Genomic DNA, 23,889 nt, shown 5'->3' with positions numbered 1-23,889 from the left:
TTCGGAATGGCCACATTTTCTTTCATTTACAAGCACCACCAAAAACACAATCATGAAACATGTATTCAGCAATCGCTTGCTGGGCCCAGTTGTGCTTAGCATTTGGGCCGGGGTTGTTTTCCGCTTTGCAGATGGCTTGCAGCTAAACGATGGCCCTGTGCTCACACATGAGGAAGATCTGACCATCGTTCCTGTCATAGAGTTTGGTAAAAACCCTGAACTGCTTTTAAACTATGGCGATCCTTTTGCTGGTTTTGATGCCCGCAAAGTTTCCGGTATCACTTCCTTACAACCCCAATTATTCCCCCAAAAACCAGTTCCGCCGCCGCCTTCAATTCCAGATATCGCATATCTCGGCGGGGTAAGCCATAACACAGAAGTTTCCCTTACCGGAGTAGTTGCCGTAAGCGGTCGAAACAGGATGATTCGCGAAGGCGATACCCTCAAAGGGTTTCTTATCAGCAAACTTACCCCTGACTTTGTCAGACTGGGCACAGGTAGTCAGTCTATGACAATAAAAAAACAAAACCTGTTAACCATATATCCATGAAATTTTCCGGTAGTACAATGGCTTATGCGATGACCATTTCTTTGGTGATTGCAACTATGCTGGGCAGTATTCTTGCCGTCAATGACCATTACCGCCAAATACTACATGGCCGATATGCAGAAGAACGGGCAATGGAAAACCTTCGATCGGGTATGGCCTGGCTGATGAGTCAAAATCCTGCCCGGGAAGAAACCTATGCGGTTGAACTTTTTGAATCAACAAGAGACAGCTTTTATGCTTCTGCCGAAGATTGGGGGTTGTTGAGACTGATACACGGAGAAGGGGTTTTTGCTCGATTTCGGGAGCGCCGCTCCTGCCTTGCCGGGCAATCCATCGCTGCGTCGCCTGCCGCCCTGATAATGAATGGAGTCAGCCAGCCATTGACAGTCACGGGAGATACACGAATCATGGGCGATGCAATTTTGGGACGGACAGACATTCACTCCGGAAGGGTAGGGAACAGGGTTTATTCGGGAGACCAAATGGTGTACGGAAAAATCTTTCAATCAAGCACAAACAGTCATCCGGTTATATCCGAAAATGCGGTCGAACCTTTGAAAAATATTCTGCAAAATCTTCCTTTCCCCCTTCCCGGTGTGCTGCAACTAAAACATATACAAGCAGTACAACCCTGGGAAGGGGAGGGATTGGAAATCGTCGAAAAGCAGTCGGTGGTTCTGGATGAAGTAGCTCTATCCGGAAAATGCCGCATCATCTCCGCAAACCAAATCGTAGTTTCAGCCACAGCGGAGCTGGAGCATTGCCTGCTTTTTGCCCGCAAGATTGTAATTCAGAAGGGCTTCTCCGGGCGAGTTCAGGCATTTGCCACAGATACTGTAGAGGTTGAGGCCAATGTCCACCTTCATTATCCTTCTGTCGTGGGTGTGATAAAAACCGATGTTACTCCGGTATATATGACACTGGATACGGGTGCGATTCTTGAAGGTGAACTCCTCTTCGACCCTGGAGAAACCGTTATTCCCCGTAATGCCGATGACTATGTTTTGATCAACCCCGGTTCTACGGTGTATGGGCTCGTAAAAATCCATCATAACCTCGACCTTAGGGGAAAGGTAAATGGCAGAGTGATTGCAGGCAATTTCCTGCTGAAAACACCTGCAACCGTATATTTTAACTACCTGATGGACGCCGAAATAAACCTGGGAGAACTTTCCCCTGAGTTTTCCGGAGCAATCACAGATGCAGGCGGATGGCTCAAAATCATTGAGTGGCTGTAAGGTGGAAAAACGAATATTACCTCACCGGCTCAAGGGAAGTTCTCTACTGGAAGTGATCGTAGGGCTCTCTGTTTTGTCAATCGCTTTCTCCGGCGGATGGGTCGCCTTCCGCCAGATCACCGGAATATATGCGCCCGCCGAACAGTTTCACACCCAGATGCTGGTGCGACAGGCCTTGTATCAGGTGCTGACCTGCAATAATATTGAACATGAATACCCCATTGATGGTAGAGTCCTTAGTTGTAAAGTCACGCCTTTATCTGCTCAACCTCCATTATTTGAAATTACTGTTAGCTGTCACTACAAAAACCGCTTGCTGGAAACACGCACAATCATCACCACATTAAGACTTTGTAACCATGAAAACTATTTTGAAACCCAATCTGTACGCGTTTACCCTTCTGGAAATGATGGTCGCCATGACCCTGACCGGGCTGCTCATTTTATTTGGGCACCAGATCATGCAGACCTTTGACAAAAGCAGCAAAAACTACCATGCAACTATGCTGAAATCTCTGGACTTAAGCAGGATTGTCAGCCAGGCTTCCTATGATTTCTGGCACGCTGTCGATTTTGCAGGTAAGCAAACGGGGGACGAGCTGGTCCTGGTTCTGAATGATGTGCAGGGATTGCCTCTTATCTATTACCTATTAGGCGATTCGGTATTGATCAGGAAAGAAGGGGAGCGAACAGATACTTTGCGCGGAGTTCAGGCAAGAGAGGGAATGGCCGGAGAAATGATAATCTCTGACTCCGGTCGATTGTTTTTTCAGATGTTTTTACTTCCGGAACGAAGCATAGCGGTAAGAAAATGAAACCTCTGTATCTAAGTCACCTGCCGCGAAAAAACACCGGAATTTCTGCTCCGCAAAATACCCCGGTCCGGTCTTTTAGCGAATGGGAAATGAGGCTTGGCCCGGCCATTTCCCTTTCAGAAAAGCAGCGCATTTATCACCTGCTGGCGATTTTGCTGCGATCAGGCCTGGGGATTATGGATAGCATAACGGTTGTAGCAGAACAAGCATCCACGAAAGATATCCGGCAGATACTTACCCATATTTGCGACGAGCTTGCGGGCGGAAAACCCCTGTCTTCCAGCCTGGAAGCTCAGGCAAAAGTGTTTAGTTCTTTTGAAGTGCACAGTCTCCATATGGGAGAACAAACCGGGCGGATGGTGGAAGTGCTGGATAATCTGGCGATTTTTTTTGACAAAAAGGTCAAGCTTCGCCGGAAAATTATTCAGGCACTTTCCTATCCTGCTGCGGTTGTAGGTATTTCTTTCCTTGTCTTGTCCTTTATGCTGGCTTTCGTTGTGCCCATGTTTCGGGATATTTTCAGGCAGTTTGATGCAAAACTTCCCGCTATTACAGAATGGGTAATAAACATTGCTGGTTTTTTCGGATCAGGCGGATGGCTGCTGTTTGTCGCAGCAGCTATAGCGGGCTTGTGTGGATTTTTTCTTCGGGAAAAGTTATGGATGAAAAAACTTTCCGCAGCTGCTTCTGGGCAAATCCCTTTGTTGGGAAGTCTGATCCTGAAATTACATCTTTCGCGGTTTGCCTACAGTCTGGGTATGCTCCTTTCAGCCAAAGTTTCTCTTGACCAGGCACTGTTTCTGACCGGAGAAATGATGTCTTATTACCCGATTCAGCAGGCAGCGCAAAATATCCGAAAGGTCGTTGTGGAGGGCGGTACTTTGTACGATGCGGTTCGGCAAACCCATGTTTTTCCCGTTTTTTTTGTACAGATTATCAGAGTAGGAGAGCAAACGGCTCGGCTGGATGAGATGATGAACCAGCTGGCAATGACTATGGAAGAAGAAACTGAGAGGGTAATTCAGCAACTCACTCAATTTATAGAACCCCTGCTGATCGTGGTGCTAGGTGGAATGGTCGCATGGATATTGGTTGCGATGTACCTGCCAATGTTTGAGCTGGGGAATGCCATTGGCTGATTATTTAAACATACAACAATCATGAAAATCAAACAAAGTTTTTCAGGGATGACCCTGACCGAATTGCTCGTCGTCCTGGCGATATTGGGAATCCTCCTGTTACTCGCCTTTCCGGTATTAAAACCTATTATTTCCCGCACTTACGCCATGGAAGCGCGCACCAACCTGCGGCATCTGGCAGAATTGCAGGAAAATCATTACATGACCAATCTTCAATATAGCGCTGACTTACAGACCATAGGATTTGAGCAGGCAACATTGGCGACGGAACACAACGGAAACGCCCACTATCTGCTGGAAATAGTACAAGCAGACCGGGAAAACTTTATGGCCCGGGCTACTGCCGTTACAGATTTTGATGGAGACGGCAAGTACAATGTCTGGGAAATCGACAAAAGCGGAACTCCCAAAGAACTTATACCAGACTGAGCAGAGCGCGACAATGATTTAACTCAATAATGACTATATTTTTCTTAACACTGGGAGCGGGCAACTGCCTGCTTACTGCCTGGCAGGATTTTCGTTACCGGGAAATACATATCCTTCCCCTCGGGCTACTTGCCCTGGGAGGCGTCTGTTACCGCTGTAACGAAGACGGGTGGGGTTTTGCGGGAGACTGGATGATCAATCTGGCCTTTTTGGCAACCATACTGGGCGTAGTATGGGTTGTTTACAGGGTCAGAGGGACGGAGAAAGTGATGGATGTAAAAATGGGGTGGGGAGACGTGATTTTTCTCATGATACTGGGAATATGGTTCAAACCTTTCTGGTTTCTCCTCTTTTACAGCGTAAATACCTTTTTTCTGAGTGTCTTTTTTCTTATCGGAAGAATGACCGGCCTTATCCCAAAAACCTACCCGATTCCCCTGGCAGGCATTCTTGGTATTACCTTTTCTGTTTTTATGCCTTTCTGGCATTACTATCTGGCCAAAATTTATTTGTACTCATGAAAACACAAACTTTCGAAATCGATTTTCGGGCCGTTGGCCTGTTGAAGGCGGAAGAGGCTCATTTTTTTCGCCTGGTACCGGTGAAGGTTGGACCGGATATGATTTCTGTTATCGGCGATACCCGTTCAAAAGATCACCTTGTCCAGGCTCACTTGCTATTGGGTAAGTCCCTGGATTTTACGGAAATCTCTCCCGAAAAGCTCAATGATATGCTGGCTTCTGTCTATCCCCGGACGGGAATTGCCGGGGCAAATGTTGCATTTTCAGAATCAGACGAATCGTCTGATGTGATTCGCTTCATCAACCGTACGGTGGATGAAGCTATCAGGCAAAAAGCCAGTGATATTCACTTCGAGCGCTACGAGTCTGAGGCCCGCATCCGCTTTCGCTGGGAAGGGCAGCTCGTCGAAAAGTATGAGATCTCTCTCCCCCGCTATAATGCCCTGATCAGCCGGATAAAAATAATGGCAGATCTCGATATTTCCGAACGAAGGCTGCCACAGGATGGCAGGATAAAAATTGATTCTGCCACAGGTCCCGTCGATGTGAGGGTTTCTACCCTTCCCGGTAAATATGGTGAGAAGGCGGTTCTCCGGCTTCTGGTTCGGTCTCAGGAGCATCTGGATATCGCGCGGCTTAACCTTGGCCAGGCAGAAGAACAGCGGTTCAGGCAGGCCATCTCCCGCCCAAATGGAATCATTCTTATCACCGGTCCCACCGGAAGCGGAAAAACAACGACGCTGTATGCCACCCTCAACCACCTCAATCGTCCCAACAAAAATATCCTGACGGTCGAAGATCCTGTAGAATATAATCTTTCCGGGATAAATCAGGTGCAGGTTCGCGATGACATCGGGCTGAGCTTTGGGCGTACGTTGAGGGCATTTCTCCGCCAGGACCCCGATATTATTATGGTTGGGGAAATACGAGATGGTGAAACCGCACAAATCGCTATCCGGGCAGCACTTACCGGGCACCTGGTCTTTTCTACCCTTCATACCAACAGCGCCGGAGATGCCATTACGCGACTACAGGATATGGGCATAGCGCCATATTTACTTTCTGCCTCTCTTCGTATGGTCGTCGCCCAAAGGCTTGTCCGCATTCTTTGTAATACATGTAAATCGCTTTCGGAGGAAATCATTTTCCCGGAACTGCAACAGGCTTATGGTATCCATAGCCATTATGTGCCTGCAGGCTGTACAGACTGTTTTTTTACCGGATATACAGGGCGTAAGGCGGTGTTTGAGGTTCTTCCCATCAGCAAATCGCTGACCAATATGATCAAAACAGGGAGTCTGGATATCTATTCTTATATGCATACCCATCATATCTGTTCATTAACTCAAAACCTTAAAAAAATGGTTTCTGAAGGAATTACTTCTCTGGAAGAGGCTTATCAGCATTGGAATCATGAAAATTAATTCAATTCTCAGGGTCTCGATTTTAGTGAAAATTATGGCCTGCCTGTGCTTTTGCCTGCCTTTTTCGGGCTTCGGGCAAACAGAAGATCGAATAGAAAAACTGGCTGTTCAACTCGATTCGCTCGCCAGATTCATTCCCGGTTTGAATGAAAAGACTACCATTTCCATGCGGGATGTGTCGCTCTCCGAATACGTTCGGGCAGTGGGAGCTGAGCATAAAGTGAACGTATTTATCGATGATACGCAGGGCCTGTTTCTTACAACACATTTGATCGATGAGCCGGTAAAATCAGTCTTTTTATTTTTATGTACTCATTTTTCCTACTCCATACAGGCAACGGGCGCTATCCTTTCTTTTTACCCCTGGCAGCCTCCGGCAATTGTGCATGAGCGTCAGGCAACAAAGCCACCAGCCATATTTTTTTCGGAAGGGAAATTGTCCTGCGACCTGAAAAACGATAGCCTGTACAACGTGCTGAAAACCATTTCCTCACTTACCGGGCGCAAACTGATCACTCAACCGGGAACTGATGGCGTGCTTACCGCTTTTCTTCCACCTACCGACACCGATACGGCGCTTCAGGCGATTTTTGCCGCTAATGGTTACAAAATCAGTAACCGCAACAAGGGCTTTCAGGTGATTCAGCCATTGCAGACCCGTAACAGTTCCCAGCAGAAAGGCAGCCTGAATTTCAATATTGAAGCATTTTCTGATGCCGACTATTCATATCTGACTATTGAGGCAACCGATGCCGATCTGGAAATCCTGCTTCGCGAGATATTTGCAGAATTGCATGCCGACTATCTGATCTATGATCATTTGGAGGGGGCGGTTACCCTGAATGCGGAAATCACTCTGCTGGATGATGTGTTGAAATATCTTCTGCAGGGAACCAATTATACTTTTAAACGTGAAGGGAAATTATATCTGGTAGGCGCAAGATCTCAGAATGGGCTGAATACTATTCGGGTGGTAAATATGAGCCATCGTCCGACTTTTCAAGCAATGGATCTCATCCCCGGCGCATTACCTGAAGAAAGGCAAAACACCCCATCCCCAATCTTAAGACCTGTAACTGCAACTCCCCGTCAAAACTACCCGGATGGTAATTATTATGGGGAACAATCTTCCGGGTTTTTCAGCCCGGGGATTTCTGTGCCGGAAATCCATACCTCCCCTCCGCAGATTTCCCGCTTGAAAATCGGAGATACAGAAGTAGTCGAATATCCGGAACTAAACCGGATGATTCTCAAAGGGCCGATAGAGCAGGTAGATGAGATCGCTGCATTCCTCAAAGAAATCGATCAGCCTGTGCCCATGGTAAAAGTAGAAATGATTGTGGTCGAAGTGAATAAAAACCGACTTGTCAGTACCGGTATGAAGGTGGGTATGGGCAATGCGGGCGATTCTTCATTGGTAAAAAATCTTTTTCCCGGCATTGATTTTTCTGCGAATGGAGAACAGATCAATCAGTTGTTGTCAAACATTCCCGGGCTTAGTCCGATCGGTGTGCTGGATGAAAACTTTCACATCAGCCTTCAGGCGCTCGAAACCAGGGGGAATGTCAAAGTCAGGATGAAACCCGTACTCTCCATGCTCAATGGAAGAGAATCCAGTCTGACCATCGGCCAAACCCAGTATTTTCTGCTTGAAACCCAGACTGCAAGCACGGGTGCAGTCAGCAATTTTCAGCAGTTTACCCAACGCTTCGAACGAATAGATGCAAATATCACACTTTCGATCCGCCCCTATATTTCTGATGGGGAAATGGTTACCCTTGATATTATTCCCGATTTCACCACACCCGTCGGATCATTTGACGCAGACGTTCCTCCGACCATTTCTACCCGAAGGTTTATTTCTTCCATTCGGGTTAAGAATGGCGAAACTGTCATTTTGGGAGGATTAAGTCAGGAGGAGTCGAGGGAAAATACAAAGGGGCTCCCTTTCCTGAGCCGGGTCCCTGTTCTCAAATGGCTGTTTGGCAATGTGGACAAAAACAAAGCCGAATCTTCTCTGATCATTTATCTCACACCCACTATTCAATATCAATGATTCGCAAACTGCTGATTTCGTTGGGTTATTTTGGTACCCATATTTTATGTGGTGTCGAACTTTCATCAGAAAGCCCTGTTTCCCGTGTACTATTGGTTCGCAACAACAAAGGCCGGCTGGATGTACTGGAGCAAAAGAAATTTGAGGATCATCCCTCATTACTCACTTATCTGGCTAAATCCCCGGGGTTGCCGCTGGTACTTAAAACCCAGGGACTTTCTGTCGGTAAATGGCTGACAGAACCGATTGCTGACCCTTTGCGGGAAGTAATGGGCGTATCAATAGAAAACAAAAAAGACTTTGTCATTCAGACATTTCCGGGCGCTGAAAAAGGTGAAGTATTTGCTGTGGTAGCGCGGAAAGAAACGCATGATCGGTTATTTGAAGCCTTGGGCCTTATCCAAAAACGGATAGTCAGTCATTATTTTTCCAATGTGATATTTTCTGCTTTGATTCCCTTTCTATCGGGTTATTCTCCCCCAAAGACCTACCTTCTTCAAACACCTTCCGGGGATTATTGGTGGCGAAATGGCCTGGTTGCAGCACAAGACATTCAGGGGGAAATTGTAACAACAGCCAGCTGTGCTGAAGATCTTGATATGGATGAAGAATGGCTTCCCTTGTATGGTGCTGTTGTGCATAGCTGGATTTTCCCGCATAGTAACCCCACTTTTTCCAAAATCAGGCTCCATCAGCAGGCGTTAAAGAAAACTCACCGATGGATTCGGGTGATGGTATGGATTTCAATGGTACTTGCCGGATTGTTGTTGCTGAATATGGCCATGAGAAGTGTGATTTATCTAAAACGCAAACAGACAGAAGCACAAATAGGCGCAGGAAGTATGCTTCTCAATAAAATGGCGGAGAACCAGCGTATGATTGCAGCGTTGAGGGAAAGATTTGGGCAGTATCAACAACAAAATTTTTCCAGAGTATCCATATTGACAGACCGGATCGCTTCTGTTGCTGATAGCGATATTGTATTTGAGGAAATGATCATTTTCCCATCGATAAAAGAGCTTCGGAAAATTGATGAAAAATTGACCGGCCAGCCTCCCGATATGCTGATCCGCGGCCAATCAAAAACTTCTATTGCGGTGTCTTCTATGGTAGAAGAAATGGGGAGGATCAATGAAGGCGTAACCGCAGGTCTGTTTTTTAGTGAATATGATTATGTTTCCGGTATGTATGAATTTGTCGTCACAGGATTTGTTCAATCAGAAAAAAAGTAGAATGACCCTTTCATTAATCTTCAAAAATATATCGTGGATCTTGCCAGTTGTGCTATTGCTGGCGGGTATCCATTTGGCAGACTTTACCCGTAATTCCTTTACAAGGCTCTCTGATCTGCAAATTCTTGCAGAAAGAAATGATTCTGTCCAAAAGGCCGGAGATATTATGCGTAAACAGGAAGTGATGCTGGTGTCGCTTCGCACAGCATCTGAAAAATACAGGAATGAAAACCCTGCAAGGGATTTTGCTTTATATCTTGAACAACACTGTAGCGAGGCAAACGTAAAAATCACCGCTTTACCCGGCCAAAGCCAAATTGGTGAAAGCGTTTCAGGAAAGGTGATGGAAAAGTTCCAGCTTCAGGGTGAATTTTTCGATATGCTTCAGGTACTTTTTGATATGGAGATCCAGGATCATATTGCCCAAATCGAGCACTTGCGCTGGCGAAGGCAGAAGGTGATGGTAAATGGCAAAATGATCTATTACCTCGTCGCAGATGTCGTCGTAGAGAGATGATTTTGTCCCCAAATTGTGTCGTTATTTTTTCTTATTTTTAACTATCAAGGGAATTGTTGAAGTATGCCATCTAAAAAGACAGAACTTAAAGAGATCCTTCGCGAACTGGCGATTGCCAGAAAGGATGCCGACGATGATCTAAAGGAAACCCGTGCTGTACTGGCGGAAGTATCCTCCTATTTCACCCATTCGAAGGAAAGTTTTAAAGAAATCGAGGAAAGATTCAAAGAAACAGATTTGCGTTTTAAGGAAACAGACCTGCGATTCCAGGATATGGAATCTCGGTTCAAGGACACAGAGGCCCGTTTCAAGGACACAGAGGCTCGTTTCAAGGACACAGAGGCTCGTTTTAAAGAAACCGATGCCATGTTCAAAGAGGTGACTGCTCAGTTCAAAGAAACCGATAAACGTATAAAAGCTGCCTACGACCTGTTTGAGGGGCAATGGGGAAAATTGATGGAAAGTCTGGTAGAAGGCGACCTCGTTCAATTGCTTCGGGCGAGAGGAATTGACATTCACCAGACCACAGAGCGCATCAGAGGCTCACGTAATGGGCATAACTTCGAATTTGATATAATCGCACATAATGGCAATGAGATCGTAGTAATGGAAGTGAAAACCACGCTTCGGGTAAATTATGTAAAGTATTTTCTCCATAAACTGGAACAAGTAAAAACATTTTTACCCATGTATAAAGATTTTCGCGTGTATGGCGCTATTGCCTATCTTAAAGCAGAGGAAAACAGTGATCGTTTTGCAGAAAAGGAACGTCTGTTTGTGATCCGTGCGACAGGAAATTCTTCAAGCATCGTCAACCCGCCAGATTTTATACCCCGGGTATTTTGATAGGGTATCCCCGCTGAATCTTGCAAACCAGGAGAATAATCTGTATAATTTCCCGGATATTCCGGCAATTATTCAAAATTATGAAACTCAGATTCCTCCTAATTACCGCTCTGTGCCTGTTTGGGCTGTCATCACTTTCTGCAAAGATCAGGCTTCCCCGCATCATTGCCGATAATATGGTTTTGCAAAGACATCAGCCGGTTCCAATATGGGGTTGGGCAAATAAGAATGAAAAAATAACGGTTTCATTTCTTCACCATACGCTCACGACCAAAGCTGGAAAGGATGGCAAATGGCGGGTAGATCTTCCTTCATTGAATGCCGGAGGCCCATACGAAATGGTGATTTCCGGAAAAGATGAAACCCTTACCCTCAAAAATGTACTCGTAGGTGAAGTCTGGATTTGCTCCGGCCAGTCAAATATGGAATGGCCTATGAGCCGCACCAATGACGCCGAAAAGGAAATCCGAAGAGCAAATTATCCTTTTATCCGCCTCTTTAATGTAAAAAATAATATTCAATTTTCTCCTGTAACAGACCTGAATGATGAAGTCTGGGCAGAATGTAGTCCTGAATCTGTCCCGGGCTTTTCGGCAGTGGGTTATTTCTTTGGTAGAAAAATTCACCTTGATCTTGATGTACCCGTCGGACTGATCAGTACCAATTGGGGTGGCACCAATATCGAGACCTGGACCAGCCGTGAAGCGATTACGCAGGTGGAAGGATTTGAACATTCGGTGGATGATCTGAACTCAGATCGAATGGATAAAGAAAAAGCTGCACAAAAGGCAAAGTTTGATTTGCTGATGTCAGAGTTTGGCGACACCCAGGGAGGGATTGTAGATGGACAGGCACTCTGGGCTTCTCCCGACCTGAATATCAAAACCTGGAAACTGATGGAATTGCCGGGGTTGTGGGAAGGAAAAGGCCTGGAAGGGCTGGATGGCGAGGTATGGTTTCGTAAAGTGGTGGAAGTCTCTCCTGAATTGGCGGGCAAATCCGCCGAAATCCACCTGGGACCCATTGATGACAGCGATGTTACCTGGATAAATGGCAAAGTCGTGGGGGAAACTAATCAGAAATACAATGAATCGCGCGTTTATAAAATACCCTCAGGTGTCCTTCGCCCGGGCAACAATACCATTGCCGTCAGAGTCGAAGATACCGGCGGCGGTGGCGGTATGTATGGAAAACCCGAACAGATGTATCTCCTGGCCGGTGACCAGAAAATCAGTCTGAGCGGCGACTGGCTGTACCGGATCAGCCCTGAAGGTATGAAACTGGAACTCTCTACGATGGGCCCCAACGATCGCCCTACGTTGCTGTTCAATGGCATGATCGCCCCTTTAATCCCCTACGCGATTCAGGGTGCAATATGGTATCAGGGCGAATCCAATGCCGGAAGAGCCTATCAGTACAGAACGCTTTTCCCTACGATGATTCAGGATTGGCGAAACCATTGGAACCGGGACTTTCCTTTCCTGTTTGTGCAACTGGCCAATTTTATGCCTGCCAAGGATCAGCCGGGCGAAAGCGAATGGGCCGAACTCCGGGAAGCTCAATCGATGACCTTAAACCTTCACAGAACCGGTCAGGCTGTCATCATTGACATCGGAGAAGCGAATGATATTCACCCCACCAATAAACAGGACGTCGGCTATCGGCTGGCATTGGCAGGGCTGAAGGTGGCTTACGATAAAAATATTGTTTATTCGGGTCCCACTTACCGCTCTATGCAGATAAAGGGGAATAAGATTGTAGTGGATTTTGAGAATGTGGGTAGTGGATTGGAAGCAAAAGGCCCCTATGGGTATCTCTATGGCTTCGCCATTGCCGGGGCAGACAAAAAATTTGTGTGGGCAAAAGCCGAAATTCAGGGAAATCAGGTAGTTGTGTGGAGCGATGCCGTGCAGGTACCTGTAGCTGTGCGCTACGCCTGGGCAGATAATCCGGCAGATGCCAATCTCTACAATAAGGAAGGCCTCCCCGCAGGGCCTTTCCGCACAGATCTGTGGGATGGGCTTACTGTGGGGAGGAAGTAAATGGACAAATCCGCTTAGAGGGTTTTGATTTTTATGTTTTTAAACCACACGGGATCGCCGTGATCCTGAAGTGCGATATGGCCTTTTCCCGCGCGACCATACAATGGCCACTGGGTAAATTTGCTCGCCTGATAGAGCGCTTCCCATTCTGGACTTCCCAGCTGATAGTCAACGACTTTTTTGTCGTTTAGCCAATGCTCAACGTGTCCGTGATCTACGACAATCTTAAAGGAGTTCCACTCACCGGCGGGTTTTACCGCAGGCTCAGAAAGCGGATGCAGATCGTAGTTGGACCCGGCCTGATGGCTGGGAAGTTTTGCATCTGCGTGGCGCTCGTCATCCAAAACCTGAATCTCGGGGCCTGAAAAGTAAACCTTGTCCAATGTGTCGGATTCTACCACATGGAAAAATACCCCGCTGTTACCTCCTTCGGAAATCTTCCAGTCAAGCGTGAGGATAAAACTATCATATTCTCCGTCGGTAACAATATCCCCTCCACCTTTGCCTGAAAGGTAAAGCGCGCCATCCTGAACCTGCCATACAGGTGAAATGGTGTCTGCATTGTAATTATGCCATCCGGCAGTAGTCTGCCCGTCAAACAGCGGCACAAAGCCGGCATCCGCATCTGTCTGCTCCGCAGAAGATTCTTTTTCAGCCGCAGGCTGACATGCTATTGCCAATAAAATCAGTCCTGCAAAAAATAATGGAAATGTTAAGCTTTTCATAAAATAGTAATTTTCAAAATAGCGGTTAAAGGAGTAGTAATGTTATGTCTGAATCGTCTTAAAACGATACAAATAAGCAAACAAGGATTTAAAATCCGCTATTGCCGGTCTTTTTATTTTCAAATTTTTGTCATATACTCATAGTGTTATCTCTTAACCTCAAAAATTATGATTGAAAACAAGAACAACCCTCGCCGTAAATTTTTACAGACGCTGGGCCTGGGTGGCCTGAGTCTCGCCACCATGTCCATGGCGCCTATCGAAGAGCAGCTGGAATATACTACTCAAAATGTAAACCGAAATTCCGGCCCTTCGGACCTTAAAATCACCGATATGCGGATCGCCGAGGTCAGTGGTGTCATGTTCCGTACTCCGATTGTTCGTATTTATACCAATCAGGGCATTATTGGGCATGGTGACGTCAGAGACGGAGCCGCCAAAGAGTATGCGCTTTTTCTGAAAAGCAGGCTGCTCGGTGAAAATCCATGTAATGTGGAAAGGCTCTTCAAAATCATCAGCCAGTTTGGCCATCACGGTCGCCAGGGTGGGGGTGTTTCCGGTGTCGAAATGGCGCTGTGGGATATCGTAGGTAAAGCCTACGGTGTGCCCGTATATCAGTTGCTGGGTGGTAAATACCGCGACAGAGTCCGCGTTTATTGTGATACAACAACCTCCTCTGATCCTCACGAATATGCCAGAAGGATGCAGGAACGGATTGACAAAGGTTATACCGCCCTTAAAATGGATATCGGTATCAACCTGCTCAAAGATACGCCCGGTGCTATTATCAACGCGCCTGATGGCAAATTAAACCCTTATCAGCACGAATACCGGAAGTATAATATGGCTCAGCATCCCTACACCGGCGTGCAGATTACGGATAAAGGAATCGAAAAACTCTGCGAATTCCTGGAAGTTATGCGCAACCAGATTGGCTATGAAATTCCAATGGGCACCGACCACTGGGGGCATTTTGGGGTAAATGAGGCCGTGAAGATCGCCCGCGCCGTTGAAAAATATAACCTCGCTTATATTGAAGACATTATCCCCTGGCATTTTACTGATCAATGGAGGGAAATTACCGAATCCACGACTACGCCTACTCAGACCGGCGAAGATATCTTCATGTTGTATGGAGGCTTTAAGGAACTCATTGATAAACATGCAGTAGATATCGTTCACCCGGACCCCAACACTGCCGGGGGTATCCTCGAAACCAAACGTATCGGCGACTACGCGTCTCAAAACGGTATTGGCTTTATGCTCCACCATGCCGCAGGACCCGTGTCATTTTTAGGCTCTGTACATGCAGCAGCAGCTACAGAAAATTTCCTGTGGCTCGAACACCATGCTGTTGACAGCCCCAGGTGGGAAGATCTTGTAACAGGTATCGAAAAACCATTTGTAAAAGATGGCTATGTTACAGTACCTGAAAAACCCGGAATCGGGGTGGAACTCAATGAAGATGTTGTCAAGGAGTTTATCATCAAAGGTGAAAAAATGTTTGCCCCTACGCCTGAATGGAACGAAATACGGGCCTGGGACAGATTGTGGAGCTAGTTGTATTTCGCATTAATCAAGAGTTCTAATTATAAAAATAGTCCCGTTCGGGACTATTTTTTTTTGAGTCATCATTATTACAATGGCCTGTAAATGATTTACGGATTCATCTCTATATATTTTTTATCCAGCGCTTCTGAGTCTTTGTATTTTACTCTCAGCTCCGCAAGTTTCGTCTTTAGCTCCGCCACCACTTCCTGATATGCGGGGTCGTCGAAAACGTTGTTCATCTCCTGTGGATCCTTTTTTCGGTCATACAACTCCCATTCATCTACGTCATAATAAAAATGGGCGAGTTTGTACTCCTTCGTCACAATTCCATAATGGCGCTTCACCATATGCACCGCAGGGTATTCGTAGTAATGATAATACACGGCCTCCCGGTTCCATTTCCCTGTTTCACCTTTTAAGAGTGGAATCAGACTTTCTCCCTGCATGTCTGCCGGCGCGGTTATATTAGCGGCTTCCAGCAGTGTCTGTGCAAAATCAAGGTTCTGTACCATCTCGTTGCAAGTGCTCCCTGCTTGTACCTGCCCTGGCCAGCGGACCATCAGCGGGGTTTTAAATGACTCATCGTAAATAAACCGTTTGTCAAACCAACCGTGTTCGCCCAGATAAAATCCCTGATCTGAGGTGTAAACCACGATGGTGTTTTTTGCCAGACCACTTTCTTCCAGATAGTCCAGCAGGCGTCCTACATTGTCATCCACAGATGAAATCGTAGCCAGATAATCCTGCATATACCGCTGATATTTCCATTTCATCTTTTCCTCGTCGGACATAGAGGGCCAGTTGGTTTTGAAAAAATGATTGATGGAATCCAATACGGGTTTGTATGCTGCTTTTTGTGTTTCATTGGCCCGGTTGTATTCGTTGTAAAGGCCGTTTCTTACGTCTTCGATGGCTGGGGTTACGCCTCCCATTTCTGCAATTGTCTCCGGCCATATTTTGCTGTCATGACTATACATCATGTGTTTAAATACATTCATTTCGGCGGTGTGGGCAGCCGTACCGCGATGGGTATAATCATCAAACAGGGTTGCCGGCTCCGGAAACTGCTTTTTTGTGAATGCTTTAAACTTTTCGGGTGTGGGCCACCAGGGTCGGTGAGGGGCTTTGTGCAGATACATCATCATAAATGGCTGGTCTGCCTTGCGTTCTTTTTTGAGCCAGTTGAGCGCGAGGTCTGTGATGATTTCGGTGACATAGCCTGTGATGGTGGTATCGCCCCTGTCGGTAATAAAATCGGGATTGATATAGTTGCCCTGATCGGGCAATATGGCAAAATTGTCAACGCCTTTGGGGTTATTTCCAAAGTGCAACTTGCCAAACATTGCGGTTCGATAACCCGCAGACTGAAACAAAACCGGGAAGGTTATTTGGGTCGTATCAAAGGGCATACGGTTGTCAATTTTCCCGTTGATATGGCTATGTTTTCCTGTCAATATCGTCGCTCTGGAAGGTGCACAGATTGAATTTGTGACGCATGCGTTGGTAAACAACATGCCTCCTTCTGCGATTCGGTCAATATTGGGCGTCTCCAGGAGTTTGTTGCTATACGCGCTGATCGCCTGATAAGCGTGGTCATCAGACATAATAAAGATGATATTGGGCCTTTGGGTTTCTGTCTTTTTGCCGGGAGATGTACAACTCACCGATATGAGCAGGAGCAGGGAAATCCCTGTAATCACCAATCGTTTCATGATTCAGTAGTTTTGGAAGTTCTATTTACAAATTTTCCCACCATTTCTCCTGCATGGAAGAATTTGCTGTAAACATCTGGCCTATCCGGGGAAAAATTGCCGTTTGTTTTTTTGTATTTGCTGCTTCAAAAAATCGCTCCACAGGCTCGGTCCAGTCATGTTGAGACAGTGAAAAACCCGCCCAATGTACCGGCATGATGTTTTTTGCTTTTGTGTCAGCGGCGGCCTCTACGCTTTCTTCCGGATACATATGGATCAGGTGCCAGTTTTCATTGTATTGACCACATTCCATAAAGGCAAAATCAAAGGGTCCGAGGCGATCGCCAATTTCTGTAAAATGGGTTCCATAACCACCATCTCCGCTAAACCATATATTTTCTGTGGATGTTTTAAAAACCCATCCGCCCCACAACGACTTTGCTCTGTCTGTCAATCCTCTGCCTGAAAAATGCCGGGTGGGGGTAAAGGTAATTCCAATGTCTTCAAAAGTTACCTGATCCCACCAGTCAAATTCGGTGATGTTTTCCGCAGGGATCCCCCACTTGACCAAATGTCTCTTTACGCCCAAAGCCACAAAATATTTTTTTGTCTTGTGTTTGAGCTTTTCTATACTGTCCAGATCCAGATGATCGTAATGGTCATGGGTGAGCAGGACCAAATCTACTTCCGGAAAAACATCGATCAGGTCTAAAGTATTTTCGGAAAATCTTCGCGTCGTAATCGGGGCAATCGGCGAAGCATTGGGCCCAAGCATAGGGTCGATGAGGAGAGTTTGGTTGTTGATTCTCATCAAGACAACCGAATGCCCGTACCAGATAAACTTCGTGTACTCAGAGGGGGTGAGGAATTCTGCTGTGTTAAATGGCTCGACAGGGAGGGGGTTGGCAGGTTCACGGTTGGCTTTGCTGCTGAGGAGTTGCCGGTACAGGAGGCCTGGTATTTTATTTAGCGGAATATTCATTTCGGTCAGTTCCAGGTTTTGAAACTTCCCATCCCGCCAGTTGGGAGATTGCTGATACCTTTCCAGAAGGGTTTTGGTTACGGTGCCGCCAAATTGTTTACTACTCATGAATGTTACCTATTTTACAGATCTGCATTATAGCGCCCATTTTACCCCTGCCATAAACCATCTGGAGGGCATATTAGCGCCTAGAATGTTTTGATACTGTTCATTAAAAATATTCTGAAGCTGTAAGTTAATACCAAATTGTTCGGTAACCTGAAATCCCAGCCGTGTATTCCACACATCATAACTTTTTGTTAGTTCGCTACTTATTGCGGTAGCTATCCTGCCATTGCGCTCTTTGTACAATCCGCTGACAGCCAGTTCTATTCGATTCCATCTGACCATCAACTGCGTAGTTACCAAGTGCCGGGCATGGCTGGAAATGTAAACCGACACGATGCCATCTTCATTTGTGGTTTTCAGGAAAGTATAGCCCATATTCCATTGGATCATTCCTTTGCTGCCCAGCGGTTGTCTCAGATGGGATTCTACTTCAAATCCGCTTGTATTGACATTGGAGATATTTTTTGCAAAAAAGTAGCTGGCATTTTCCTGGAGACTTCCGATCTGGCTTACCGATCCGATTTCCGACTGATTGGTCGAAACATAGTCAATTAAATTGGTGGACTGGCGTGTGAAAATCGTTCCCCGTAACTGCCAGTTTTTTGAAAGAGAATAGTCCAGCCCAATTTCTTCTGACCATGCCCGCTCCGCCAGCAGGTCTGGATTTCCGAGGCTTCTGCCCGGCGTCAGGTTTTGAAGGTTGTTGGAAACATATCTTTCTGTATAATCTGCTGCCCGGATACTGCGCCCTGCCGAGCCTCTGATCGTAAGTGAAGGCAAAATATAAGAGACATTGAGTTGCGGCGAAAACTCAAAACCATAATTGGCGTCATAATCTCCCCTGAGACTCATCGAAAGGTTAAGTCCGCTTCGCTGGTAAACGCCCATGGCATAAGCGCCAAAATGTGCATCTTCGTGATTGCCTCGGTCATTGCTTTCGATCGTACGCTGGTCAAATTGCGTCCCGGCTTTTACGGTGATCTGGTTATTGACAACCTGTAAATGATTTAAGGTGAAATTCAGCAGCTGACTGACATGATTGTTGGTAGAAGGAAAATCCGGGCTGAAAACAAATTCATCGGTATTATTTTTATAAGCGGCGTTAAAATCAGTCGAACTATTCTGCCCTGTTTTTACGATCTGCAGATGATTCCACCAATTGCCCACCGTCTCCATCGCCTTATCAGCAGTGCTGGAGGTATAAAAATAGCGTGCGCCAAAATCTCTGTAATCAAAAGCGGAGCGTACCCTTATGCTCAATTGGTTGTTGAATGTATATCTGAAGGAAACGCCGACTGTTTTTAGGTCAAAATAGTTATTGTATGCTCCTAAAGTTGTTGTGCTGTCAATGTATTTTGCGGGGAAAAATTCGCCCTCAGATTGATTCATGGAAAATCCGCCGCCAAATGTTGCCGCGCCTTTTTTTACCGAAAACCCCTGATTTCCGCTCACCAGTTTGTGATCGCCGTAGTTGAAGGTTCCGCTGATATGCGTTCCTTCTTTTGTATGGGAAAATGTTTTGGTGATAATATTGATTACCCCACCAACGGCATCTGCGCCATACATTGCGGCAGCAGGCCCTCTTAATATTTCAATTCGCTCGATTTCTGCGGGGGTTACGGGGATATAACCGTTGAAATGCGCCGTCAATGGATCGTTGAGTTTCATCCCATCTACCAGAAGCAATACCTGGGAAAAGGTAGCACCTCTCAATGTTATATCAGCCTGAACGCCAAATCCTCCCCTTGACTGAACCTCCAGCCCAGGGACAGTTTGCAGAATTTCGTCAAGCGAAGTAGCCGGCAGAGAGTTTATCTGTTTTGCTGTGATGATGGTGATATTTCTGCCTGTTTCACTGGTTTTTAGGGGCACCTGTGCAGTGGTTACGACCACAGTATCCAGAGAATATTTCCCTTGAGAGAATACAGAACTCAGAAAGGTCAGTATAAAAGAGAGGGTTAGGGTAATTCGCATGTACAGATTCAAAGGGTTAAACAGCTGCAAATTTATGATAACTTCTACAATTCCCTCTTCGGTTTTTCAGGCTTAAAAAACTGCAGGTAAACCCACGCCACTGCCGTGAGTGCTGCGGAAGCGTAGTAAGCTATACCGAAATTCGCGGGGTTGTTGCCATAGATCCATGCGGAAAATATCGCCCCAAACCCAATCCCCACTTCCAGTGCAATATATACTGTAGCCATATATCGGCCCCGCTGATCTGCCGGACTGAGGTCAATGACCCATGCAAAAACCGCAGGGGCTGCGATTCCCGACGAAAAACCTAACGCACCTGCCGCCAGCATCAGGCTTACGACAGAGTTTGCATTTCCCATAAGGATCAGCGCCGCTACCATTAATATCACTGACACTTTAATCACAATTACCCGCCCATAGCGGTCCGACAATCGCCCCGCAATGAGCCTTGAGACTAGCGTAAAAAGGGTAAAACTGGTAAATAAAAGTCCTTTATTGCTCAACCCTACATAGTCTGCCTGGTCAGGGGAAATGGTCAGCAAAATCCCGAATGTGGAGTAAATCAGCAGGGTGACCAACGCGACGGGCAGCGCTTTCTTTTCGATGATTTCGTGCGGAGCCAGCTTTAACAGGGAGGGGCTGAATTTCTGCGGATTGGGCAGGGTGTCCTTTAGGTTAAAAAGGATACCGATAGAAATCAGTGCGATAAAGGAAGAAACATAAAACATCCATTCCATCGAGTATTCCAGCACCAGATAACTCCCTATAGGCGGGAAAAGAGATGCGCCCAGATTCATGCTGACGCCCATGATACCCATTGCCTCGCCCCGGCGGTGTACCGGAACAATATCTGCCGCAAAAGCGCTCGATGCCGTCGGCTTAAAACCCGTGGAAAAGCCGTGAAAGAACCGCAACAATAAAAATCCGGCTACGGTAGTAAGCAGTGGATACAGCAGACTGCAGACCACACAAACCAAAGTACCAAAAATCATTAGCGGAACCCGCCCTACCGTATCTGCGAGTTTGCCGCTGAAGGGGCGGGACAATCCCGCTGAAAGCGTGAATATGGAGATAATCAGGCCTTTGTAGTCTTCACCCCCCAGGCTGCTGAGGTAATTGGGCAATTCGGGAACAATCATATTAAAACTCCCCGAAAAGAGCAGGTTGCTCACGCAGAGCAACAGAAAGGGTGGAGTATAGAGCCGGTCTGATGTTGAAATCATGTGCGAAAATAGCTTTCCGGCAGTTAGCAGCCTATGGGTGGCAATTATTTTTTTATGAACAAGGGCAGTAGTGTTTCTGGGTTCTTCCAGTGTACAGGATGTAAATGGCAAGGCCTCAGGTAGAGGCAATACACATGTATAAAATCAGGTAAACCCTATTCCTTCATAAAAAGCGCCTGCCCCGTCTCTCCCTGACTGGATGATACCCGGAGCAGGTATAACCCATTTTCCAGTCCGGAAATATCCACGGCCTCATCCAGAATGCCGGAAGTTCCTTCGGGCATTTTGTGCCATACTTCCTGTCCTACAATTGAGAAGATTTTTATTGAAAATGCTGCGCCGGATTGAACTTCCGCCCTGATATTCAGCGCGTCGAAAGCAGGGTTCGGGAAAACCGAGAGGCTGGGCATTTTCAGATCAGCGGTTTTTATTCCGGTCGAAGGGGCCGGTTTCACATATTTATATTGAACGCGAACCACCTGCAAAGCGCCCTTGTCGGTGGTGCAAATGGCAATTTCTTCTTTGGACGAGTCACTCATAAAATGATAGGTGTAAGTGGTGTCCACACCCAGATCTAAATTAAGATACTGCCGGGCTAAGTCGGTAACATCCAGCCATCCCAACGGCGGGATCTTACCATCCAGCCGCCTTTCCTCATAAGTTACCACTTTTTTTCTCAGTACGTTATACGTAGTGTCTGGCATCTTCAACGTACCAAAAGCATCCACAGAGGATATACTGGATATGCTTCCCCGGATGCGGAAAGAGTCGGGATTCGTCCCGGTTATAATGAATGTCGGGAGAAGCTGTTTACCAAACGGATGGAAATAAGACACAGCGTCAGCATTTATATCAAAAAAATTCATCGGCGCTCTTCTGTCAATCCAGTCGGGGTTAAATTGGGTGGCTATTCCCAGCCCCAGCACATAAGGACTTCCGGGTGCGTATCCCATCACCGCCACATTCTGGGAGGAAGAACTCAGATACACCTCCATTTCGGAGGTATCGACTTTGTGGCGCAGCGTAGCTCCGGGAAAGGAGGCAGTATCGGCCCCCGTAGCCCCGTCGAGATAGACTTCCTCCCAGGTATAACCCGGCTGAAGATTGCTCATATCCCACTCCAGTCCGAAGCCCGGAGCTGTCATGACAATGCCCGAAGGCATCGTATCCACGGCATAATGAAGCGTATCTCCAACTACGGGAAATACATAGTTGGTAATGGTGATCTGCGCCTCCACCGAAGTCCGCAGCATCAGCAAACCCAAAAGCAGAAGCCAGGTTTTTTGCATATGATATTCTTTTGCAGTCCAAAAACTGCAGGAAATATACAATGGATTTTCTGGATTTAGGTGGGGTGGGGTTAAAACCGCTCATGTAGCGCGGGGTTAAAACCGGCCGCGCTATTCATATTATTTGTCGCAGACATAGCTCCGGAGGAGCGCAATGACGGTAGCCCAAAGGCTATCCACCCCAAAAATTTCCATCCACTTCGCGCGTTTTGGTGGAACTTCTAACCTTGTGTCCTGATTTTTGGGGTGAGAACAAACCAAATGTTCAGGCTAGCGGGGGTGGTGAATTGTTAGTATGTCATTCATTATGTCCTCATTTGGAAATCCCAAGAGAGTCGTGCGGCCAGTTTCATCTATAGTAACCTCAACATAATTGGAATTGTTTTGAACGAATGACTTGTATCTGTCGGAGATAAAACGAATTTCTTGATTGGTTGAACCAATCCATTGGTGATTCAAAGTCCGCTTCGATTCAACGTAGCGACCAGTTATTAGAATGTCGCAAGAGTCTAAGATTGACGAAAAACCCTTATCATAAATCTCATTAATTTCATAGCCTGTGAAAAGCATAGTGCTTAAGTTCATTTTCCCACACTCTACAAGCAATTGAAGCACTTCCTCAAGTTGGTCAAGTGGTTCACCACCAAGTAGTGTAATGCCTTCAATTAAATCGGATTCTTGTTTTATTTTATTGATTAGTTCAGTGACAGAAACTAAATTTTGGGGCTTAAAGCTCCACATGTTTTTGTTCCAGCATCCTTTACAATGAATAGAACAGCCTTGAACCCAAATTACAAACCTACAGCCAGGACCATAAATGAAACTTTGTTCTTCTATGTGAGCTATATTCATCATTAGTATGTGTTGCGGACAAGAACCAGTTTGATTTTACCTTTTACTTTTTCTTCCTGAATAGAATACCCTTTCTCCTTTGCCTTCGCAATTATGTTTTCTCTTTGACTTTCAACAAATGCTTGTCTTTCTTTTTCCAGTCTAATGCGCTCTTCCTCTTGTCTTTGTTTTTCTAACTCCTCCATTTTTTTGTTGTAAAAAAACTGATATTTAGTTTCTACAGCCTCAAGGAAACTACTAACGGTTTTAGATTCTTTATTATTTAAATTATTCCAATTCATCCGATTCGCATCTGAATCATGTTGATAGATAAATCTATTATTTATAAATAGAAATTTCTGATTGCCTTGGTAATCTTTTCGTTCAGTTACTATTTCATTACGCTGCAAGTTTATTTTGTATTTGCAGCCGATGGCATCTAAGGATTGCAAAAGCAATTCTAGATTTAAAAATGGGGTTACGGTTTTGACTACTGCACTCATTGTTTTTTGTTTTGAATTTTGTTTTGAGATTTCAATTCATTTGTTTGATAGAATTCATCAGTTTTACTGATGGATTGCAGTTCTTCCAAATTACCAAGTAATTCTTGCAATTCATTAAGGCACATTTCGCCTTTTATGCCTTCGGTAGATGCATTGATTTTTCCGTTTTCGTCAATGGTAATTACGATTCGTTGTTCTGCCAT

At 45.9% G+C, this 23,889-nt stretch carries 22 protein-coding genes; 13 read left to right on the top strand and 9 right to left on the bottom strand.

Annotated features, from left to right (window positions below; genetic code table 11):
- The first annotated feature begins 52 nt into the window (after positions 1 to 52).
- From R3D00_23335 to R3D00_23280, 12 genes are all read left to right on the top strand, one after another.
- Positions 53 to 550 (top strand): hypothetical protein, encoded by a 498-nt coding sequence (locus R3D00_23335; protein MEZ4776126.1) that lies wholly within the window; start codon positions 53 to 55, stop codon positions 548 to 550.
- Entirely contained in the window at positions 547 to 1,788 is a 1,242-nt protein-coding gene (locus R3D00_23330; GenBank protein MEZ4776125.1) for a hypothetical protein, read from the top strand. The genes R3D00_23335 and R3D00_23330 overlap by 4 nt, the downstream gene beginning before the upstream one ends.
- 359 nt (positions 1,789 to 2,147) lie before the next feature.
- The gene (locus R3D00_23325; GenBank protein ID MEZ4776124.1) at positions 2,148 to 2,603 is read left to right on the top strand and encodes a prepilin-type N-terminal cleavage/methylation domain-containing protein; all 456 of its coding nucleotides are present in this window, start codon (positions 2,148 to 2,150) and stop codon (positions 2,601 to 2,603) included.
- Positions 2,600 to 3,742 (top strand): type II secretion system F family protein, encoded by a 1,143-nt coding sequence (locus tag R3D00_23320; GenBank protein MEZ4776123.1) that lies wholly within the window; start codon positions 2,600 to 2,602, stop codon positions 3,740 to 3,742. The genes R3D00_23325 and R3D00_23320 overlap by 4 nt, the downstream gene beginning before the upstream one ends.
- Positions 3,743 to 3,763: 21 nt before the next feature.
- On the top strand, positions 3,764 to 4,171 hold the full coding sequence (locus R3D00_23315) for a type IV pilin protein (GenBank protein MEZ4776122.1): 408 nt from the start codon (positions 3,764 to 3,766) through the stop codon (positions 4,169 to 4,171).
- A gap of 29 nt (positions 4,172 to 4,200) precedes the next feature.
- Positions 4,201 to 4,692: a prepilin peptidase gene (locus R3D00_23310; protein ID MEZ4776121.1), complete on the top strand. Its 492-nt coding sequence runs from the start codon at positions 4,201 to 4,203 to the stop codon at positions 4,690 to 4,692.
- Positions 4,689 to 6,116 (top strand): GspE/PulE family protein, encoded by a 1,428-nt coding sequence (locus R3D00_23305; protein MEZ4776120.1) that lies wholly within the window; start codon positions 4,689 to 4,691, stop codon positions 6,114 to 6,116. The genes R3D00_23310 and R3D00_23305 overlap by 4 nt, the downstream gene beginning before the upstream one ends.
- A gap of 34 nt (positions 6,117 to 6,150) precedes the next feature.
- Positions 6,151 to 8,172 (top strand): hypothetical protein, encoded by a 2,022-nt coding sequence (locus R3D00_23300; GenBank protein ID MEZ4776119.1) that lies wholly within the window; start codon positions 6,151 to 6,153, stop codon positions 8,170 to 8,172.
- Positions 8,169 to 9,404, top strand: a complete 1,236-nt coding sequence (locus R3D00_23295) for a hypothetical protein (GenBank protein MEZ4776118.1) — start codon at positions 8,169 to 8,171, stop codon at positions 9,402 to 9,404. Before R3D00_23300 ends, R3D00_23295 begins: the two co-directional genes overlap by 4 nt.
- A gap of 1 nt (position 9,405) precedes the next feature.
- Positions 9,406 to 9,921, top strand: a complete 516-nt coding sequence (locus tag R3D00_23290; protein MEZ4776117.1) for a hypothetical protein — start codon at positions 9,406 to 9,408, stop codon at positions 9,919 to 9,921.
- 63 nt (positions 9,922 to 9,984) lie between these two features.
- Positions 9,985 to 10,767 (top strand): hypothetical protein, encoded by a 783-nt coding sequence (locus R3D00_23285; GenBank protein MEZ4776116.1) that lies wholly within the window; start codon positions 9,985 to 9,987, stop codon positions 10,765 to 10,767.
- Positions 10,768 to 10,847: 80 nt separating this feature from the next.
- Positions 10,848 to 12,809 carry a sialate O-acetylesterase gene (locus R3D00_23280; GenBank protein ID MEZ4776115.1) on the top strand — a complete coding sequence of 654 codons (1,962 nt, stop codon included), beginning with the start codon at positions 10,848 to 10,850 and terminating at the stop codon, positions 12,807 to 12,809.
- A 14-nt stretch (positions 12,810 to 12,823) separates the two neighbouring features.
- Here R3D00_23280 and R3D00_23275 read toward each other — a convergent pair whose 3' ends face one another.
- A complete protein-coding gene (locus R3D00_23275) occupies positions 12,824 to 13,534 on the bottom strand; it encodes a DUF1080 domain-containing protein (GenBank protein ID MEZ4776114.1) in 711 nt (236 codons plus the stop codon).
- A 168-nt stretch (positions 13,535 to 13,702) separates the two neighbouring features.
- Here R3D00_23275 and R3D00_23270 point away from each other — a divergent pair, with 168 nt between their 5' ends.
- Positions 13,703 to 15,094: a mandelate racemase/muconate lactonizing enzyme family protein gene (locus R3D00_23270; GenBank protein MEZ4776113.1), complete on the top strand. Its 1,392-nt coding sequence runs from the start codon at positions 13,703 to 13,705 to the stop codon at positions 15,092 to 15,094.
- A 98-nt stretch (positions 15,095 to 15,192) separates the two neighbouring features.
- On the opposite strand, the gene R3D00_23265 is transcribed toward R3D00_23270, so the two are convergent.
- The 8 genes from R3D00_23265 to R3D00_23230 form a co-directional block, all read right to left on the bottom strand.
- Positions 15,193 to 16,797: a sulfatase-like hydrolase/transferase gene (locus R3D00_23265; protein MEZ4776112.1), complete on the bottom strand. Its 1,605-nt coding sequence runs from the start codon at positions 16,795 to 16,797 to the stop codon at positions 15,193 to 15,195.
- Between the two features lie 25 nt (positions 16,798 to 16,822).
- Positions 16,823 to 17,866 carry an MBL fold metallo-hydrolase gene (locus tag R3D00_23260; GenBank protein MEZ4776111.1) on the bottom strand — a complete coding sequence of 348 codons (1,044 nt, stop codon included), beginning with the start codon at positions 17,864 to 17,866 and terminating at the stop codon, positions 16,823 to 16,825.
- A gap of 27 nt (positions 17,867 to 17,893) precedes the next feature.
- The gene (locus R3D00_23255; protein ID MEZ4776110.1) at positions 17,894 to 19,840 is read right to left on the bottom strand and encodes a TonB-dependent receptor; all 1,947 of its coding nucleotides are present in this window, start codon (positions 19,838 to 19,840) and stop codon (positions 17,894 to 17,896) included.
- Positions 19,841 to 19,884: 44 nt separating this feature from the next.
- Entirely contained in the window at positions 19,885 to 21,063 is a 1,179-nt protein-coding gene (locus tag R3D00_23250) for an MFS transporter (GenBank protein MEZ4776109.1), read from the bottom strand.
- A 155-nt stretch (positions 21,064 to 21,218) separates the two neighbouring features.
- Positions 21,219 to 22,352 carry a T9SS type A sorting domain-containing protein gene (locus R3D00_23245; protein MEZ4776108.1) on the bottom strand — a complete coding sequence of 378 codons (1,134 nt, stop codon included), beginning with the start codon at positions 22,350 to 22,352 and terminating at the stop codon, positions 21,219 to 21,221.
- 270 nt (positions 22,353 to 22,622) lie between these two features.
- Complete coding sequence (locus tag R3D00_23240; GenBank protein MEZ4776107.1) at positions 22,623 to 23,207, bottom strand: 4Fe-4S single cluster domain-containing protein; 585 nt, start codon at positions 23,205 to 23,207, stop codon at positions 22,623 to 22,625.
- The gene (locus R3D00_23235) at positions 23,207 to 23,686 is read right to left on the bottom strand and encodes a hypothetical protein (protein MEZ4776106.1); all 480 of its coding nucleotides are present in this window, start codon (positions 23,684 to 23,686) and stop codon (positions 23,207 to 23,209) included. The genes R3D00_23240 and R3D00_23235 overlap by 1 nt, the downstream gene beginning before the upstream one ends.
- Positions 23,683 to 23,889 carry a DUF2997 domain-containing protein gene (locus R3D00_23230; protein MEZ4776105.1) on the bottom strand — a complete coding sequence of 69 codons (207 nt, stop codon included), beginning with the start codon at positions 23,887 to 23,889 and terminating at the stop codon, positions 23,683 to 23,685. Before R3D00_23230 ends, R3D00_23235 begins: the two co-directional genes overlap by 4 nt.

The sequence above is a fragment of the Bacteroidia bacterium genome, assembly GCA_041391665.1.
In the GTDB taxonomy this organism is placed as follows: Bacteria; Bacteroidota; Bacteroidia; order J057; family J057; genus JAGQVA01.
The sequence above is the reverse complement of the archived record's forward strand: the minus strand, read 5'-3'. Positions and strand labels throughout refer to the sequence as shown.

Bases quoted from the DNA above. Each gene is read 5' to 3' on its own strand.
- R3D00_23335 (MEZ4776126.1), top strand. From the start codon at position 53: ATGAAACATGTATTCAGCAATCGCTTGCTGGGCCCAGTTGTGCTTAGC.
- R3D00_23330 (MEZ4776125.1), top strand. From the start codon at position 547: ATGAAATTTTCCGGTAGTACAATGGCTTATGCGATGACCATTTCTTTG.
- R3D00_23325 (MEZ4776124.1), top strand. From the start codon at position 2,148: ATGAAAACTATTTTGAAACCCAATCTGTACGCGTTTACCCTTCTGGAA.
- R3D00_23320 (MEZ4776123.1), top strand. From the start codon at position 2,600: ATGAAACCTCTGTATCTAAGTCACCTGCCGCGAAAAAACACCGGAATT.
- R3D00_23315 (MEZ4776122.1), top strand. From the start codon at position 3,764: ATGAAAATCAAACAAAGTTTTTCAGGGATGACCCTGACCGAATTGCTC.
- R3D00_23310 (MEZ4776121.1), top strand. From the start codon at position 4,201: ATGACTATATTTTTCTTAACACTGGGAGCGGGCAACTGCCTGCTTACT.
- R3D00_23305 (MEZ4776120.1), top strand. From the start codon at position 4,689: ATGAAAACACAAACTTTCGAAATCGATTTTCGGGCCGTTGGCCTGTTG.
- R3D00_23300 (MEZ4776119.1), top strand. From the start codon at position 6,151: ATGGCCTGCCTGTGCTTTTGCCTGCCTTTTTCGGGCTTCGGGCAAACA.
- R3D00_23295 (MEZ4776118.1), top strand. From the start codon at position 8,169: ATGATTCGCAAACTGCTGATTTCGTTGGGTTATTTTGGTACCCATATT.
- R3D00_23290 (MEZ4776117.1), top strand. From the start codon at position 9,406: ATGACCCTTTCATTAATCTTCAAAAATATATCGTGGATCTTGCCAGTT.
- R3D00_23285 (MEZ4776116.1), top strand. From the start codon at position 9,985: ATGCCATCTAAAAAGACAGAACTTAAAGAGATCCTTCGCGAACTGGCG.
- R3D00_23280 (MEZ4776115.1), top strand. From the start codon at position 10,848: ATGAAACTCAGATTCCTCCTAATTACCGCTCTGTGCCTGTTTGGGCTG.
- R3D00_23275 (MEZ4776114.1), bottom strand. From the start codon at position 13,534: ATGAAAAGCTTAACATTTCCATTATTTTTTGCAGGACTGATTTTATTG.
- R3D00_23270 (MEZ4776113.1), top strand. From the start codon at position 13,703: ATGATTGAAAACAAGAACAACCCTCGCCGTAAATTTTTACAGACGCTG.
- R3D00_23265 (MEZ4776112.1), bottom strand. From the start codon at position 16,797: ATGAAACGATTGGTGATTACAGGGATTTCCCTGCTCCTGCTCATATCG.
- R3D00_23260 (MEZ4776111.1), bottom strand. From the start codon at position 17,866: ATGAGTAGTAAACAATTTGGCGGCACCGTAACCAAAACCCTTCTGGAA.
- R3D00_23255 (MEZ4776110.1), bottom strand. From the start codon at position 19,840: ATGCGAATTACCCTAACCCTCTCTTTTATACTGACCTTTCTGAGTTCT.
- R3D00_23250 (MEZ4776109.1), bottom strand. From the start codon at position 21,063: ATGATTTCAACATCAGACCGGCTCTATACTCCACCCTTTCTGTTGCTC.
- R3D00_23245 (MEZ4776108.1), bottom strand. From the start codon at position 22,352: ATGCAAAAAACCTGGCTTCTGCTTTTGGGTTTGCTGATGCTGCGGACT.
- R3D00_23240 (MEZ4776107.1), bottom strand. From the start codon at position 23,207: ATGATGAATATAGCTCACATAGAAGAACAAAGTTTCATTTATGGTCCT.
- R3D00_23235 (MEZ4776106.1), bottom strand. From the start codon at position 23,686: ATGAGTGCAGTAGTCAAAACCGTAACCCCATTTTTAAATCTAGAATTG.
- R3D00_23230 (MEZ4776105.1), bottom strand. From the start codon at position 23,889: ATGGCAGAACAACGAATCGTAATTACCATTGACGAAAACGGAAAAATC.